The following is a 15815-nucleotide window of genomic DNA, read 5'->3' as shown; positions in this document are numbered from 1 at the left end:
TCAGCAAAAGTACTTCAGGGTTAGCTGCAATCCAGAACCAGCTTGCCCCGCACATGCCCACCCTCAAGTAGTTCGTGGGCCTGTGCCGCCTGATCCAGCTTAAAAGCCTTCTCAATGTGCACCTTTACATCACCGTCTTCAATCAGCTCGGCAATTTCATCAAGGTGAAACACATCCGGGCGCACGGTCATGCCGTAGGCCTTCAGCCCCTGGGCTTCGGCAGCACTTATAACCTCATCGGCTGTGACCGTAGGAATAGTAACCAGGACGCCACTCTCCCCAAGGGTGCGCAGAGAGCGTTTGCCCGTCTCACCGCCAACCAGATCCAACACAACATCCAGCCCAAAGCATTCGTCAGCAAAATCTGTGGTGTTGTAGTCGATCACTTCGTGCACACCCAACTCTGCAAGGAAGTCGCGATTGCCTGCAGAGGCCGTGGCAATAACATGCGCGCCGTGTGCCAGTGCAAACTGCACCGCCAAGTGCCCTACACCGCCAGCACCGGCGTGCACAAGTATCTTCTGGCCCTGCTCAAGCTCAGCTACTTCAAACAGCGCCTGCCAGGCCGTGAGTGCCGCCAGTGGCAAGGCGCCTGCGGTTACGAGATCAAGCTCCTCGGGCACAACGGCCAACTCATCTGCCGCCGCCAGCGCGTATTCGGAATAGCCCCCACCATTCAATGGAAAACCCACCAGCCCCATAACCCGGTCGCCGGGAGCCAGCGTGGTTACGCCATCTCCGATCGCAACAACTTCGCCAGCCACATCGTAGCCTGGGGTCCATGGTAAAGAACTCTCTATCTGCTGGGCTACAAATCCGAAACCCTTGCGGGTTTTCCAGTCAATAGGATTCAACCCGGCGCCGTGAACGCGAATCAGCACCTCACCTTGTTGCGGTGATGGAATATCTGAGCTGACAACTTCCAAAACATCACGCTCACCAAACTGGTGGTAGACCACCTTCTTCATGGACGATTCAGAATTATGGTCAATAGGGGTATCCATGGGTATCTCCGCAAAAAGGTGATGATAGTGACTGATTTGGTTGAGGGGGCTTATTCTCTTCTCAGACTACCAGAAGTTGACGGCAATAGTGACTGACAACCAATCTACAAGCCTTTCCCGCCTGCTACGCTGGCCGCTTGCAAAATGTCGGCAAATTCTTTTGGTGCCCGGGAGGGGCGCTGGGTTTTCAGGTCCACACAAGCGTGAGTCGACATTGCCCGCACCAGAGTTTTCCCGTCGGCTGGCCGCACCAACTGGAACTGCCGCGCAGAACGAAAACGGCCGTCAAAGCCCGTAAGCCAGGTGCCCAAAATCAGCCGGTCACCGGGGTTGGCAGACGCAAGATAATCGATCTCTGTGCGGGTAATCGCCATGGCTTTGCCAGTGGCCTCGTGCAGCTCCCAGGTCATACCGAGACTCTTGATGTGCGCCCAGCTGACGTCTTCGAGCCAGCGCACATAGACCACGTTGTTTGCATGCCCCAACTCGTCGGTATCGGCCTCAACCACCAGAATATCAAGGGTAAAAGGGTCAGGAAGATCCCATTGTATTGGCTTATTTTCAGTCATTACTGCTCTCCAAGGCCCGGAACATCCTGTAACGACAAACGCCCGATGCGATCATTGTGCAATGAGCCAAAATACAGGTAATCGCCGTGGGGGTTAACCGAAGTAATTTCCTGCAAATGTTTGCCCTCGGTGTCGTGCAGACTGGCGATCACCTCGCCCTCGCCATTAAACGCTACCACCAGGCCGTATTCCTGAGGCGCGGGCTGAAAGCTCTGCGGCAGTTTGGCAACCAGTTCTTTGAGCCAGGGTTTGGGGTGCAAGGTATCAATATTGGCATTCCGAAGTGTGGGAAAGGCTACCCAGAACCTGCCTTGTTCATCCACTGCCAGATTGTCGGGAAAACCTGGCAGGTTTTCTGCAAAAATCTCTGTCTGGCCGGCTTTTGGGCCATTTATCCAGTATTTGTGGATACGGTATTTCCAGGTTTCATTCACCAGCAGGTAATCACCCCTCAGTGCCACCGCAACGCCGTTGGCAAAATGCAGGTCTCTCAACAGTACCTCAGTTTCACCGGTTTCCGGTGAATACCGCAAAAGCCGGCCGTGGGGCCGCATTTCAAAAAGATCGAGCAGGTAATCATGCTGGTAGAAGCGGGAACTGGCATCTGAGAAATAAATGCGACCATCAGGCGCGATATCCAGATCATCTGTAAACCGGAAGGGTACACCTTCGGCTTCAGTGCTCAATACGGTGACGTCACCGTCAGGCGTAACGGACAACAGGCCTTTCCATGCATCCGCAACAATCAGGTTGCCATTCTGGTCAAACACCATGCCCAAGGGACGGCCTCCGGTAGACAGCCAGTTTTCAACCTGCCCATCGGGGAGAACGCGCACAATGTAACCATCCTGGGTGCCCGCAAAAACCACACCTTCGGAGTTAACGGCGGTGTCTTCCGGGCCATACACCTGGCCTTTTGCCAGTAAATCTGCCTGCCGCAGATGCTCGTTCGGGGTAAGCAAGCCGGTCATGGCCTCCGGGACAGGCGGTTGCCAGGCTTTGGCATCAATAGGTGATGGCGCCATAAAAAGGCCACCCAGTAAAATAAACAGAACTACTAACCCACCCATCAACCATTTCATACGTTCAACCTGTTTGCTTGTTGTTGTTTTTAAGAAGCTTATACGGCTTCTTCACCACTCAAAAACTGCTGACACAAGGCCACAAAGGTGTCCGTCTTTTCCGCATGCAGCCAGTGCCCGGTGCCTTCAATCTCGGTCAGTTGAGCCCTGGGGAACAGTCGGTTAATTTCCTCTCGATGCTTTTCCTGAATATAAGCCGAATCAGCGCCCTTCAAAAACAGCACTGGCCCCTTATAGGGCGTATCGCCCTCGGGTGCGGCGGCCAGATTGGCATAACAAGCCTCAATCGCCTCCAGGTTCAGGCGCCACCGATATACGGAGCCATCTTTTGGCTGCTCTTCATTCGGAATACGCTCCAGATTCATCAGCAAAAACTGCCTGACACCAGGTATCTCTACAAACTCAGCCAGTTGTTTATCGGCATCACGGCGGGAGCGCACACTGGCAAGATCAACCCGCATCATGCCTTCAAGAATCGCATCGTGCCGTGCTTTATAGGTTACCGGCGCAATGTCGGCAACAATCAGCTTTTCCACCCGCTCCGGCGCTTGCAAAGCGACCTGCATGGCAACCTTGCCACCCATTGAGTGCCCAAGGAGGCAGGCTTTATCAAGCCCTTTCTCGTCCATGTAGGCTAGTACATCCTCAGCCATGGAAGGGTAGTCCATTGTATCTGCATGAAAGGAACTGCCATGGTTGCGCAAATCCAGGCCGTGAACCTGCCAGTCCGTATGGAATTTCCGGGCAATCGCACCCAGGTTTTCCTGAGCTCCGAACAGGCCGTGCAGCAGAATAATTGGGGCACCTTCTCCGGTAATTCGATGGTTCAGTATTGCACTCATGGGCAGGCTGTCTCCGTCAGGTATCACAAGGTTCAGATTCCGTTACATTAACACTGCCAGTCAGGCTAGCAAGGGGAAGGATTGTCGGTAGGGCTTTCTTCGGGCAGAAAAAAACCGGGCAGAGCCCGGCTGTAAAAGTCATAAGCTAACTTACTGAGCAATTAGCAGTAGTAAATCTCGCCAAGATATTCTGCCAGCGCTGCTACGTTTTTGCGCTCAAACTCTGTGCTCGGTACAAAAATGACTGGTTTCATAAAACATCTCCTTGATGAGTTATCCATTACTTCAACCTGTGCCTTAAATGCTATCGTTACAAGAGATGAAGCGCGTTGACAGACTGTCCCAATCGCTTGACATTTTGTAACAAATCCATGAAAACCCGTTAATGAGCCAGTAAATGTGACCCAAACGCCTATTAACACGACAACAACACCCTTTGTTGCTGCATCCAGTACGCTGGCGCTGGCTCACTACCTGAATCGCCAGGGTGTGCTGAACAGGCAACGGGTTGAGCAAATTCTTGGTATGGACCTGTCAGCACTCAGAGAACCAGACAGGCGCGTACCTGCGCAGGCGCACTACCGCCTTTGGGATCATGCCGAGAGGGTCACGGGCGACCCGGCGGTAGGCCTGAAAGCTGGCCAGATTATTGACCCGGAGCGCATGGGGTTGGTGGGACATGTATTCTTCAATTGCGATACCTTGGGCGAAGCAGTCACCCAATATGTGCGTTTACACAGGCTTATTAACGAATCAGTGATTTTGAGTTTCGAGCAGACTGACGATCTCGCCATCCTGACCTGGCAAGCTGACTCGCCCGAACACTATTGTCGCCAGGACATGGATCGTACGGTTGCGGCTGCCTTATCGCGAGGCCGGCATTTTATCTATCCCGGGCTGACAGTAGAGTGGGCAGAAATTGCCCACCCACGCCCGGATTATGCCGATAAATATGAAACCCTCCTGGGTGGTCCAGTGGTATTCGGGGCTGCCGTAACCCGACTGGCCATCAACAGTCGCCACATGAGTCACCCAATACCCCATCGCAACCCTTATGTGTATTCAGCCGTTCTCAAACAGGTCAACGGCCTGATGGCACGCCTGCAAACCCGACGTTCTTTCAGTCGCAAGATACGCAAATTGATATCTCGCCAGATGGCGACCGACAAGATTGATGCAGATACTCTGGCCCGGCAGTTTCACATGAGTCGCCAGACCCTGTACCGGAGGCTGAAAAAGGAAGGTTACAGCTTTCATGAGCTAGTAGAGCATGTGCGTAAGGACAAGGCTCTGCGCTACGTTGCGTCAGACCAATACGCTTTGGGTGAAATCGCATTTCTTCTCGGGTTCTCCGAGCTGAGTGCGTTCAGCCGCGCATTCAAACGCTGGACGGGCATGGCTCCGGCCCAGTACCGCGAGCAGCACCTTACTGTGAAATCGGATGAATAATGCCTGATACATCATTAGTTGCCATCGCTGTCAGTCTGCTTTATCTGGGCTCAGCAGCCTGTATTTATAGGATTCTGCTGACCTACCGCACGACCCAGGGCGCCATCGCCTGGATCATTGGCCTGCTTGGTTTACCCTATATTGCGGTGCCGCTTTTCTTTGTTTTCGGACGTTCGCGCTTCGGCGGGTACGTCAAAGCGCGACGCATGGGAGACAAGTCCCTCACGGCCCTGCTCACACGCTTCGAACAGCACACCACATCCCTTTCCATGCCGGAGCAGCAAGATCTTGACAAGCAGATGCAGGTTCTTTGCAAGCTCGGACGTCAGCCGTTCACCGAGGGCAACAAATGCACGCTGCTGAGGGATGGCGAAGCAACATTTGAGGCGCTGATTACGGCTATTGAGAACGCCACGTCTTATGTTCTTCTTGAGTTTTACATTGTACGCTCAGACAAAATTGGCCAGCGCATCAAAACGGCGCTGGAGAAAAAGCTTTCCGAGGGTGTGCAGGTATGGTTTCTCTACGATGACGTGGGCAGTTTCGGGCTATCCCGACGTTACCTGAATGAACTGGCAAAAGCCGGCGCCAAAGTGGCGTCGTTTGGTGACGGTAACATTCGGCGCCTGCGGTTTCAGATCAACTTTCGCAACCACAGAAAGCTGCTGGTTTGCGATGGCAGAATCGGTTTTATCGGAGGCATCAACCTCGGCGATGAGTATATGGGCACTGTACTGGGCCAAGGGTTCTGGCGAGACACTCATTGCCGGATAGAAGGCCCGGCCGTAACCGGGTTACAGCTTGCCTGGCTGGAAGACTGGAACTGGGCAAGTAATGAGTTTCCCCAATTGGACTGGACTCCGAAGGATAGGCTGCCTGGTAATGAACAGGTTCTGGTGCTCCCCACAGGCCCGGCAGACACGTGGGAAACCTGCACGCTGTTTTTCCTGAGCTGCATCAATAATGCCCAATCCCGCATCTGGATTGCGTCACCCTACTTTGTTCCAGACGTTCAGGTTGTGAACGCACTGCAGCTCGCAGCCCTGCGAGGGGTAGACGTGCGAATCATGATTCCGGAAAAATCAGACAGCCGGCTGGTTGGTCTGGCGGCCTATTCCTACTTGATTCAAGCCAGCCAGGCAGGCATTGGCATTTATCGTTACCAGCCCGGCTTCATGCATCAGAAAGTTGTTCTCGTGGATAATCACTATGCCGCTGTGGGCACAGCAAACCTGGACAACCGCTCCATGCGCCTGAACTTCGAGATAATGGCTATCAACACCTCACAAACGTTTGTTTCCGATGTGGATGCCATGCTCACGGAGGATCTTTCCTATTGTCGCAAAATGACGCAGGAGGATTACCAGGGGCGCTCCATTGCGTTCCGGCTGACCTGCCGCGCAGTGCGTCTATTGGCACCTCTGCTCTGACCAGGCCTCCGGTGCGCTGGCTCCGCAATGGGTGAATATGCGACTATTCCCTTCATTCTTTCAACCAAGCCCAGCGACCATCATCCATGAAGGCCTTCCAACCTAAAGTGACACTGACCGAACAGGTCGCCCGCCACATCGAGAACCTGATCGTTTTCGGCCAACTTGATTCCGGTGAGCGCATATACGAAGCCGCCATGGCCAAGAAAATGGAGGTCAGCCACGGTTCGATCCGGGAGGGTCTTTTACTTCTCGAAAAGCGCCATCTGGTGAAAAACGTGCCCCGCAAAGGCGCCTTTGTAACAGAGCTGGATGATTTTTTTGTGCGCAGCCTATACGAAACACTGGAGCTGTATCTGTGCCATACCGGGTGCAAGCTTGCTCGCCAGTGGCAAACCGAAGACCTGGAGCGGTTGGAGCAGCTCAACCAGAAAATGGAAGACCACTATCACAACAATGACCTGATGGCATTTCTGGATCTGGGCATTGAGTACACCAAAGCGTCTCTAGCCTACGCGGACAACTACTTTATCGTATCGGCAATTGAGGACTTATGGCCCTCCGCCAGGCGTTGCGCCTTCGTCGCTTTCAAGAGGGGCGGCAAACGGGTTCTGGAAGACAACCTTGAGCACATGCGGGAATCTATCGGTGCGCTCCGGGACAGAGATGAACACAGACTCGTCTCCGTGCTCCACCGTTATGCAGTTCAGCAGTGCCAGCAAGTATGTGAGGCAGTTTCTGGCACTTAATTGCCTGCCGGGTCGACTTAATAAAAAAGTTGGGTAAACGAAAAGCCGATATTCAGGTAAACCGCCCAGCTGTCTTTACTACTGTAGGCAGTAGCTAACTGCACAGGACCGAGGAAGGTATCGACACCAGCAAAGACACTCCAGGATTTCACCGAGCTATTCCACCCGGCATCACTGAGGGAATCCCAGGCATTCCCCGTCTCAAGGCCCATCCCTGCAAACCAGGGCGTAATCGGGCCACCGAATGTCTGCCGGGCATAAACCGACGCCATAGCGGCACTGTCACCGGTAATCTGACCTGGAGCGTATGCAGATAACCGCCGGAAACCACCCAGGCGGACAGTGTTCTCAATTCCCGCATTCCCACGGGTCACCGTGTGAGCATAGAGCAGCCCTGTCAGGGTAAACTCTTTCCAGCTTCCCGTGCCCAGCGCCATCCCCGTTATCGCGTCGAAATGTCGGTCTGACCCCAGATCTTCACGCTCAACACGGCCACGGATTCCGGCAAAGGCTCCTTCTCTCGGGAAGAACGCATCGTCCAGGGAGTCGTGCAGCAACTGGAGGCTGACATTGCCCTGGTGAACTGCGTCTTCGGGCGCGACTGGCGCACCCACCTGTTTGTCCACGGTGGCGTAACCACGGGCATAAGTGAAGCTGGCCTGGGAGTTTCTGCCGAGCTCCATTCCCAAGCCAAGATCCGCCTGGCGGAGCGTCACGTCCAGCTCGGCAACACGCTTACCTCCGGAATCATATACGCTCACGGTGTCGCGGGCATACTCGGCACCCGCCAGCAAAAACCGCTCAAAGCCATAATCGATCGGCTGGTACCACTGGGTTCTTATGAAAGGCTCCGTGCCAAGCTGCGCTCCGGTTTGCCATTCACCTCCAAGCTCATTCAACTCGGTCATTCGCACAGATGCCGCAAGATTAAAGCGGGTATCACCGTCAAAATTGTCTTCATAGTTCAGACCAAATGACAGGTAATTAGGACCCCAGCTTTTCTCCTGAACCTTGATGATCAACAGCGTTCCATCTGCATCTGGTGACGGAGACTGGGAGTAGGACACAATTTCGTAATAGCCCAGCCCATAGATGCGCTTCAGATCTGCCTCCAGAGCCTCCACATCCAGTGGCTCGCCGATTTTCTGCCGTATTCGCTCCCTAAGGAACTCCTGGCCCAGCCGGCGATCATGTTCAATCTCAATTCCGACGATCAATCCTGCACTGTGACTGGCAGAGACCAGTCGCGACTTGTATGCACGCCAGGCTTCATCAGATGCGGACAGGGGGTTGAGTTCCACTGCATGCGCGCGGGCGCCTGTGGCGCCCAGCTCAAACAGTATCGGGCCGTTAAAAAAGTCTGCCGAACCATGACCTTCCAGATCTGGCCGGATAAGCACGTCTTTGGCTCCCAGCAACCCTAGCTGTTGATCGGCATTGCGCCGGGTCATGATCGTGGTCAACTGGTCAAACACAGAGAAGGCTTCGCGCAACTGATCCGACCCCATCAATTCGTTTGTAATATCAACCGCAATGATGATGTCAGCACCCATTTCGCGAGCAACACTGACCGGCAAGTTGTTCGCAATGCCGCCATCCACCAGCAAACGGCCATCAAGGTTGACCGGAGCGTATACCCCAGGGATGCTCATACTGGCACGCACGGCCGTCGCAAGATGACCATGGCCAAGCACCACCATATCACCGGTTTCCAGGTCGGTCGCAACAGCACGAAAAGGAATGGGTAAACGATCGAAATCCTCGACCAGGGCAACGCTATGGGTCAGCTCGTTGAGTATAAAACCAAGATTCTGGCCCGCAATAATGCCGGCACCCAGGTGCAAGCCATCCGAACTGACACCAAGCCCCGGCGTTACGGGAAATCGCCAGTCTACCTGCTTCCGGCGAACCGGTTTGTACGCCCGACCGGGATCATCCCGAAAGCTCGACAACCAGTCCAACTGGATAAATCGCTGCTCGATTTCTCCTACCGGCATGCCAGAGGCGTAAAGTGCGCCCACTGCTGAGCCGGCGCTGGTTCCCACCACAAAGTCCACCGGGATTTTCATTTCTTCCAACACCCGGAGCACGCCTACGTGGGCCATGCCTTTGGCTCCACCACCACTAAGCACCAAACCTACGCGAGGGCGTTCTGCTGCTGCATCGCTGGCCGTTGCAGCGAAAGATAGAGGGGATACCAAAATTAGCCAGGTGAGGGCCAGCAATGAATAGGGCGTCAAAACCCGAGAAACTCCATGCATCCCATATTCACTTTTTCTTCGACTCATCGTCTACCAGCGAAAGATGAGACACATCTGGCACCATAGGTGGCGGAAGATCCCTTTCAACACCTATGTCGCTCCCCGGGGGTGCCAGCGTCCAGTCGTCAAGATGCTGGAACATGGGAGGCTCGACTTCCTCTGGCTCCACCAGAGTTACCCCGACAGGGTCGAGCCCAAGAGCTGACCCCGCAAGGATGTCATCAACCTTGTCGCCTGCCACCGGCAAACGATCACCAGGCTCAACCGCAGGTGTAGCCGAACCGGAAGCTGCTTTTGCGGGAGCTGGAGCAGCGCTAGCTGGCTGGGGCTCGGGGGCGGGTACAGGCGCTGGTGCAGGTCTTGCCTGCGGCTGGCTTCCAGGCATGGGTTGAACATAGGCAACCATGCCGTGCTTGTGTAGCACCTGGCGGTACTTTTCAGCCTGATCTTCATCCAACTTGTTGCGGATCACTACAGGGCTACCGCTGAACATGCGCTCTATTTGCTCAACGCTGGCTTTAAACAGCGTGCGGGCGTTGTTCCGCGCTGTTGTCATATCGGTGCCAGAGGCACACTCGCCCTTGAACACAAGCTGAAACATGGGCAACTCTCCTGCCGTCGGTTTTCATTTCATGATAGTAGATAGCGCAGTGTCAGGGGAGCCCCCGTCCGCGGAACATATCGCTTAAATGTATGCAAACTGCAAACAATTGAAAAAGGTAGACCTAATCTCGCGCAATAGGCGACAGTATTTGCAATAATCAAACTTAACCAAACATTACACTTCGTTACGCACCAACAAAAAAGTACACCGGGGGAGCTGCCGCCATGACTATTCAAAACCTGATCCGTTCGGCAGCCACTGCAATCATACTCTGCGCGCCCCTGGCACAAGCGGAAAACCTGGACATTGTTATGAGTCAGGTATTTCCTCTGGACCAGGCAACTTATATCGGTTTTGAAAGTATTGAACGCGAAGACATCCCGCTCACTTCTGCCATTGATCGCAAGTATCTCGTGGTCGACTTTCGCCTTGCCGCAAGCCAGCCAGCAGCAGAGCATCTCCAGGCCAGTGTTCACAAAGTCTGTATGGCATTACTGAAAGACCGCGAACTGGTTCGCAGCCTTTCAGACTCCGGCTATGACATGGTTTCTGTAGCTTTTGACCGCCGCTCCCAGTTCGACTGCCTGTAAACTTGCTTAATCTTCCCGGCCCAGCAGTTTCGGGAAGGCATCAAGCGCACTGTTAACAGCGTCCAGATTGAAGGCTTCCACATCAGCCTTCAACTTCTCACCGTATCGCGTTACAGACCGTGAGCGATAACGTTCGCCCCACTCCAATACCCGGCGAGCAAAGTCATTCATTTCTTCAGGATCACCGCTTTCCCGAACAGCTTCCCATTCGTCACCGAAGTCAGTCGTGAGCTGTTCTTTCAGCCAGCCCCGTTCCTGAATACTCAGCGTTTGGGCCAAAAGCCTTTCAGATTCTTTGGTTTCACCTTCGTCCTCAGCCTGATCTCCTGTTGCCTGAACGTCAGGAAGGGTGAGTGTAAAAACAGAACCATTCCCCGGCTCACTATCCACACTTAACTCTCCGCCCATCATCTGGGCCAGCTTACGGCTAATGGCAAGCCCGAGTCCGGTGCCTCCATAGCGGCGGGTGTTTTGTCCTTCCTGCTGCTCAAAGGCGTCAAAAATACGCTCAAGCTGGTCGGGGGGGATGCCGATTCCCGAATCTTTCACCTTGATGGTGAGCCGATAGCTTTGCTGCTCGGGTGTTTCTCCGGCTTTGCCGTGAACCGGTTTGACTGTTGCCCGCACAGTCACCCCACCCTCATGGGTAAACTTGATGGCGTTACCCACCAGGTTAAACAGCACCTGCCGAAACCGCGTTTCATCCAGCATCATGGCGACTGGCATATCCGAGCCAACACTGACTTCCAGTGTGATGCCTTGCTCACGGGCACGCAGATCAAAAATATGCCGCACATCATCAAGCAACCGGCGGACGGAAACGGGGGAATAATCCAACCGCATTTTGCCGGCCTCAATTCGGGACAGATCAAGAATATCGTTAATCAGCATCAGCAAGCTTCGGCTGCCCGCCCGGATGGCGTCCAGATAGTTGCGCTGCTGAGGGTCCGTAACGGTGTTACTTAGCAGATCGCTATAACCGATCACCGCATTCATGGGTGTTCGGATTTCATGGGACATATTGGCCAAAAACTCGCTCTTGGTGCGGCTGGCAGCTTCAGCCTTTCGAGCCAGACGCTCCGCCTCCAGCTTTGCTGCTCTCAGTTCATCTTCACTCCGGCGCAAGGCGTTTTCTGAACGAATCCGCTCGTCTACCTCCCGTGAGAGCTTGCGGTTCCAATAAAGAAATATCAGCACAACCACTATAGCGATCAGAACAACCCGGCGAACCACTGTGTAGTCGGTTTCCTGCTCGATATCGAGATGGATCCAGCGGTTGTAGATAGCCTCGGTTTCTGCTGGTTTGAGACTACCCAGGGCCTTATTCAGGATTCGATGAAGCTCCGGGCTATCGTTTCGCACTGCAAGACGGAGATCGTACTGATAGGGAGTGATACTGGTGATCCGAAGATTCGAAAGCCCCAATCTGGCAACGGTATAACTGACGGCCGGGATATGGGTCACCATGACATCAAGATCGCCGTTGGACAGCGCAAGCAACCCGGCTTCTATCGTCGCCATCGGGTAAAGGTCGAGGTTTGGATGATTGATAAGCAGGTAATCGTGGGCGGCATGGCGATTAACCACGCCCACACGCTCTCTGCGCAGCTCCCTCAGGTCCCCGATAAAGCGCCCGTCATCCCGTATCGCCAAGGCAATTGGCACATTCACATAAGCCCGGGTAAACAGAAACGACTCTTCCGTTCTTGGGGTGCGTGACAAGCCGGGCAGAATATCCACTTCCCCGGACATCAGTGCCTGCTCTGCAACCACGCGGTCTTCCAGTATTTTTCGTTCAAACCGCACGCCCAGCTGATTCTCCAGCCGCGCGACCAGGTCTGGTACCAAGCCTGTGGCGCGACCATCCTGGGCGTATTCAAATGGCGGCCAGTCAGAACGGAAAGCAACCTTAAGATCAGGGTGACGTTTGAGCCATTCAAGGTCGGAACCGGAGAGCTCCACACCACTTTGCTCCAGCGCAGTAAGATCCACTTGCAGCCAGGACTGCCGGATCACGCGGTGCTCATTATGGCTTATGGCCTCTACGGTTTTATCCAATACCCGGAACAAAGGCTCATTGCGCTCATCTACCTGAAACACCACATCAACTGATTTCTGATCAAGCAACATCGAAAGCCCGATACCATTAATCATGGCAGACTGAAGGTAGTCGGAAACCACCGGCACCGGCCCGAGAAAGGCATCGGCCTGGCCCGACAGTACCTGACTGACAGCTTCCCCCAGGCTCTGAACAGGTACCGGCGTAAACTTTTCAACAGTATCCAGCATGCTGTACTGGTTGGGGTCGCCCTCCAAAACCGCTATACGACCGCTTTCAAGATCCGCCAATGAGCGGATAGCGGCATCACCTGCGCTCACAAACAGGCCATAGGTGAGGGTCATCAGGGGGGTGGTAAAACGTTTTCCACCGGGCACTGGCGAGCCTGGAACTCTGGTGGTCAGAAGCGCATCGATTTCAGGTGACTCAAACTGCGGCTCGGCGCTGCTGTCAGCGCCTATCACAACAGGTTCAATGGGCAGGTCGAGTTTGTCGGATAGCCGGGCAAGGTAGTCGATGTAGGTGCCGGCAAGGGTGCCATTTCCGGTATCAAACACCAGGGGCACCTGGTCCGCACGAACACCGACCCTGAGCTCCTTCTGCTCGCTGATCCAGCTCAGGTCTTTACTGCCCAATACGGGTGCCGGCGAAGCCTGGGGAGGGTCTGCCCATGCAGCGGACTGAAAAACCAGCAGCAACAAGTATGTTAAAAACAGAAGGGAGACCTTCACGGGATGTCCTGAAAAGTTGTACTGCACTAGCCGATCCTGATGCAATTCCGGCCGCTGTCTTTGGCAAGGTAGAGCGCCTTGTCGGCTCTGTCAAAGACCGTTTCTTCAGTGTCATCGGGGCCAAAGCCTGCCACCCCTCCAGAGAAGGTAACCGTTACCGGTTCACCGCCAAAATGAAACGGCAAGGCGCTGACGTGGGCACGAAGTTTGTCCAGAACAGCTTGAGCATTTTCAGGAGGCGTTTCCGGAAACAGCAGCGCGAATTCTTCACCGCCAAAACGGGCGACGAAATCCGTTTTGCGCAACCTGTTTCTGATTTCCCGGGCCACCAGTTGAAGCACCCTGTCCCCGGCCTTGTGCCCATAGGAATCGTTTATCCGTTTGAATAAATCGATATCCAGAACACCCACTGTTAGCGGGTACTGATAACGCTTCCAGCGGTTGTACTCGAATGACAGTCGCTCTTGCCAGGCCTCTCGATTAGGCAATTGCGTAAGCAAGTCTGTCACCGCCCGCTCACGTTCCTTGCGCATCTGCCCGCGCATCTGCTCAGCATGCGTTTCCATGATGACCATCTTTTCCTGCATGGCCATCAGTTGTTCAGATAACATTTTTTCCCGTTCTGTTTCTTCAACCCGGAAGCGGCCAACCGCCTCGCCAATCGATTCGAGATGGCTGGTAACAGACAGTTTCAGTTCCTGTAAATCACCGCTGGCTTCGATATGTTGGCCAACCTGTTCAATCTCATTACGAATATTACGGTCAAGCGCTTCCGCTGCAGCCTCGCGTTCAGTCTGCGCTGATGACTGAACGGAGAAATGCTCCTGCAGCATCGCCAGGCGCTCATCCAGACGTTTGAGGAAGGCTTCAAACTCCCTTTGGCTGCGGGTTACAGCCGCAACAATCAAATCTGCAACCTGATTCAAACCTTCTCTTAACTCATCCCAGTCATCGCTGGAGAGCAGCGCTCTCTGAAGATTTCGCGCACGGGCTTCGGCGTCCGGTTCCAGGGAAACCTGGCTGAGTAACTGGCCAAGGAGGTGCCCGACACGCCGGGCAATCCGCAGGCGCTGGCTTTGTTCTTCAACATCCGCGACCGGCACTGGCTGATCGGTTTCATCCGCAACGTCTACCGGGGGCTCTTCTGTTGCTGACAAAGACGGTTCCGGGACAGCAGACGGCTGGGAATTCCTGGTTACCGGAGCTGGTGCATCATCGAGCAGAGCAACCTGGCGATCGATCTGCTCCTGCAGTTTCCGCCAGCTGTCTACATCCACTTTGCTTTTGCGAAGATCCGACCGGATTTGGTCAAGCAGGAGATCGAGTTCCGCTGTTTGGCCCGCAGATGCGAGACTGGTACGCACCAACATACGCTCCAGTGCATTGCGCTCGGCTTTCCAATGCGCCTCCCGCTGCTCTGCAGACTCAAGTTCCTGGAAGTACTTGGTTTTCCAGGTTTGATCGGATGACATCAAGTGTTTCCTTCCTGTCCGGCGTTCTGGTCGTCGCGGCCCCGGGAACTGCGTCGGCGCGCTCTGGGATGACTCTGGTCATAAACCCGAGCCAAATGCTGGAAATCTAAATGAGTATAGACCTGAGTTGTGGCTATGTCCGCATGACCCAGTAATTCTTGCACCGCTCGCAAATCACCACTGGATTCAAGCATATGACTTGCAAACGAGTGCCTTAGCATGTGTGGATGGAGCTTCTGATCTGCCCCTTTCACAATGCCCCAGCGGCTGAGCCGGGCCTGAACACTGCGATGGCTGATTCGGTCGCCCCGACGGCTTACAAACAGCGCCGGTTCTGTTTCGGGAGCCAACCCAGCACGGACAGGCAGCCACTGGCTTATGGCGTCAAGCGCTTTTCGCCCCACCGGGAGCAGTCGCGTTTTCCCACCCTTCCCCACAACCCGTGCCTCGCCAGCTTTGCAGTCAACCGAATTAACATCCAGGCTGGCCAATTCCGCAAGACGCAGGCCGGAGGAATACATCAGTTCAAACATGCATCTGTCGCGCACTTCCAGGGGATCATCCGGTGCAGCATCAAGAAGAGAGTTGACCTGGTCTACGTCGGCCACGCGGGGCAGACGACGGCTGCTCTTGGGTGCCCGTATATCGAGTGCCGGGTTGTCCTTGGCAAAACCTTCCCGTAACAGGTATTGATAGAAACGTCTTACAGCTGACAGGTGGCGGGCAATGCTTCGACCACTGAGCCCCTGACGACTGAGGTTAGCAACGTAACGGCGAAGATCATGACCGCTGACAGCACACCACTGAGTGCTACCCTGCTCCATGAGCCAAATCGCCAAGCGCTGCAGATCTTGTTGGTAACTGTCACAGGTTCGGGGGGAATGGCGCTTCTCGGAGGCCATGTGTTGCATGAAATCTGCCATGTGCCCGCCCAGCTCATCAGGTATTTGAGCTGGCATGGACACCGCAACCA

Annotated in this window: 13 protein-coding genes; 4 read left to right on the top strand and 9 right to left on the bottom strand. The window is 54.5% G+C overall.

The window, feature by feature from the left end; genetic code table 11:
• Nucleotides 1-20 precede the first annotated feature (20 nt).
• From FFI61_RS15620 to FFI61_RS15605, 4 genes are all read right to left on the bottom strand, one after another.
• On the bottom strand, nt 21-1004 hold the full coding sequence (locus FFI61_RS15620; RefSeq protein ID WP_200371676.1) for an NADP-dependent oxidoreductase: 984 nt from the start codon (nt 1002-1004) through the stop codon (nt 21-23).
• Between the two features lie 104 nt (nt 1005-1108).
• Entirely contained in the window at nt 1109-1573 is a 465-nt protein-coding gene (locus FFI61_RS15615; protein ID WP_200203355.1) for an acyl-CoA thioesterase, read from the bottom strand.
• A complete protein-coding gene (locus tag FFI61_RS15610; RefSeq protein ID WP_200371675.1) occupies nt 1573-2655 on the bottom strand; it encodes an SMP-30/gluconolactonase/LRE family protein in 1083 nt (360 codons plus the stop codon). Before FFI61_RS15610 ends, FFI61_RS15615 begins: the two co-directional genes overlap by 1 nt.
• A gap of 38 nt (nt 2656-2693) precedes the next feature.
• Complete coding sequence (locus FFI61_RS15605; protein ID WP_200371674.1) at nt 2694-3497, bottom strand: alpha/beta fold hydrolase; 804 nt, start codon at nt 3495-3497, stop codon at nt 2694-2696.
• A gap of 399 nt (nt 3498-3896) precedes the next feature.
• On the opposite strand from FFI61_RS15605, the gene FFI61_RS15600 reads away from it, so the two are divergent.
• The 3 genes from FFI61_RS15600 (at nt 3897) to FFI61_RS15590 (ending at nt 7125) form a co-directional block, all read left to right on the top strand.
• Nucleotides 3897-4946: an AraC family transcriptional regulator gene (locus FFI61_RS15600; RefSeq protein ID WP_200371673.1), complete on the top strand. Its 1050-nt coding sequence runs from the start codon at nt 3897-3899 to the stop codon at nt 4944-4946.
• Nucleotides 4946-6376, top strand: a complete 1431-nt coding sequence (cls, locus tag FFI61_RS15595; protein WP_200371672.1) for a cardiolipin synthase — start codon at nt 4946-4948, stop codon at nt 6374-6376. Before FFI61_RS15600 ends, cls begins: the two co-directional genes overlap by 1 nt.
• An 86-nt stretch (nt 6377-6462) precedes the next feature.
• The gene (locus tag FFI61_RS15590) at nt 6463-7125 is read left to right on the top strand and encodes a GntR family transcriptional regulator (RefSeq protein ID WP_200203344.1); all 663 of its coding nucleotides are present in this window, start codon (nt 6463-6465) and stop codon (nt 7123-7125) included.
• 17 nt (nt 7126-7142) lie between these two features.
• Here the strand turns inward: FFI61_RS15590 and FFI61_RS15585 are convergent, their stop codons facing one another.
• Both FFI61_RS15585 and FFI61_RS17995 read right to left on the bottom strand, forming a co-directional pair.
• On the bottom strand, nt 7143-9386 hold the full coding sequence (locus FFI61_RS15585; RefSeq protein ID WP_200371671.1) for a patatin-like phospholipase family protein: 2244 nt from the start codon (nt 9384-9386) through the stop codon (nt 7143-7145).
• A gap of 7 nt (nt 9387-9393) precedes the next feature.
• Nucleotides 9394-9987 carry a hypothetical protein gene (locus FFI61_RS17995; RefSeq protein ID WP_200203340.1) on the bottom strand — a complete coding sequence of 198 codons (594 nt, stop codon included), beginning with the start codon at nt 9985-9987 and terminating at the stop codon, nt 9394-9396.
• Nucleotides 9988-10214: 227 nt separating this feature from the next.
• On the opposite strand from FFI61_RS17995, the gene FFI61_RS15575 reads away from it, so the two are divergent.
• The gene (locus tag FFI61_RS15575) at nt 10215-10580 is read left to right on the top strand and encodes a hypothetical protein (RefSeq protein WP_200371670.1); all 366 of its coding nucleotides are present in this window, start codon (nt 10215-10217) and stop codon (nt 10578-10580) included.
• A gap of 6 nt (nt 10581-10586) precedes the next feature.
• Here FFI61_RS15575 and FFI61_RS15570 read toward each other — a convergent pair whose 3' ends face one another.
• From FFI61_RS15570 to xerC, 3 genes are read right to left on the bottom strand one after another with little or no spacing between them, the layout of a single operon-like run.
• Nucleotides 10587-13370 (bottom strand): ATP-binding protein, encoded by a 2784-nt coding sequence (locus tag FFI61_RS15570; RefSeq protein ID WP_200371669.1) that lies wholly within the window; start codon nt 13368-13370, stop codon nt 10587-10589.
• A 26-nt stretch (nt 13371-13396) separates the two neighbouring features.
• Nucleotides 13397-14842, bottom strand: coding sequence for a GGDEF domain-containing protein (locus FFI61_RS15565; RefSeq protein ID WP_200371668.1), 1446 nt, complete (start codon nt 14840-14842; stop codon nt 13397-13399).
• Complete coding sequence (gene xerC, locus FFI61_RS15560) at nt 14842-15801, bottom strand: tyrosine recombinase XerC (RefSeq protein WP_227714977.1); 960 nt, start codon at nt 15799-15801, stop codon at nt 14842-14844. Before xerC ends, FFI61_RS15565 begins: the two co-directional genes overlap by 1 nt.
• Nucleotides 15802-15815 lie beyond the last annotated feature (14 nt).

It is taken from the genome of Marinobacter sp. DY40_1A1 (assembly GCF_016597815.1).
Taxonomy (GTDB): domain Bacteria; phylum Pseudomonadota; class Gammaproteobacteria; order Pseudomonadales; family Oleiphilaceae; genus Marinobacter; species Marinobacter xiaoshiensis.
Note: the sequence above shows the minus strand (reverse complement) of the source record. Positions and strands in the feature narration are given on the sequence as shown.

What these genes read in the sequence shown, in the direction of transcription:
- FFI61_RS15620 (WP_200371676.1), bottom strand. Translation starts at nt 1,004, where the DNA reads ATGGATACCCCTATTGACCATAATTCTGAATCGTCCATGAAGAAGGTG.
- FFI61_RS15615 (WP_200203355.1), bottom strand. Translation starts at nt 1,573, where the DNA reads ATGACTGAAAATAAGCCAATACAATGGGATCTTCCTGACCCTTTTACC.
- FFI61_RS15610 (WP_200371675.1), bottom strand. Translation starts at nt 2,655, where the DNA reads ATGAAATGGTTGATGGGTGGGTTAGTAGTTCTGTTTATTTTACTGGGT.
- FFI61_RS15605 (WP_200371674.1), bottom strand. Translation starts at nt 3,497, where the DNA reads ATGAGTGCAATACTGAACCATCGAATTACCGGAGAAGGTGCCCCAATT.
- cls (WP_200371672.1), top strand. Translation starts at nt 4,946, where the DNA reads ATGCCTGATACATCATTAGTTGCCATCGCTGTCAGTCTGCTTTATCTG.
- FFI61_RS15590 (WP_200203344.1), top strand. Translation starts at nt 6,463, where the DNA reads ATGAAGGCCTTCCAACCTAAAGTGACACTGACCGAACAGGTCGCCCGC.
- FFI61_RS15585 (WP_200371671.1), bottom strand. Translation starts at nt 9,386, where the DNA reads ATGCATGGAGTTTCTCGGGTTTTGACGCCCTATTCATTGCTGGCCCTC.
- FFI61_RS17995 (WP_200203340.1), bottom strand. Translation starts at nt 9,987, where the DNA reads ATGTTTCAGCTTGTGTTCAAGGGCGAGTGTGCCTCTGGCACCGATATG.
- FFI61_RS15575 (WP_200371670.1), top strand. Translation starts at nt 10,215, where the DNA reads ATGACTATTCAAAACCTGATCCGTTCGGCAGCCACTGCAATCATACTC.
- FFI61_RS15565 (WP_200371668.1), bottom strand. Translation starts at nt 14,842, where the DNA reads ATGTCATCCGATCAAACCTGGAAAACCAAGTACTTCCAGGAACTTGAG.
- xerC (WP_227714977.1), bottom strand. Translation starts at nt 15,801, where the DNA reads ATGCCAGCTCAAATACCTGATGAGCTGGGCGGGCACATGGCAGATTTC.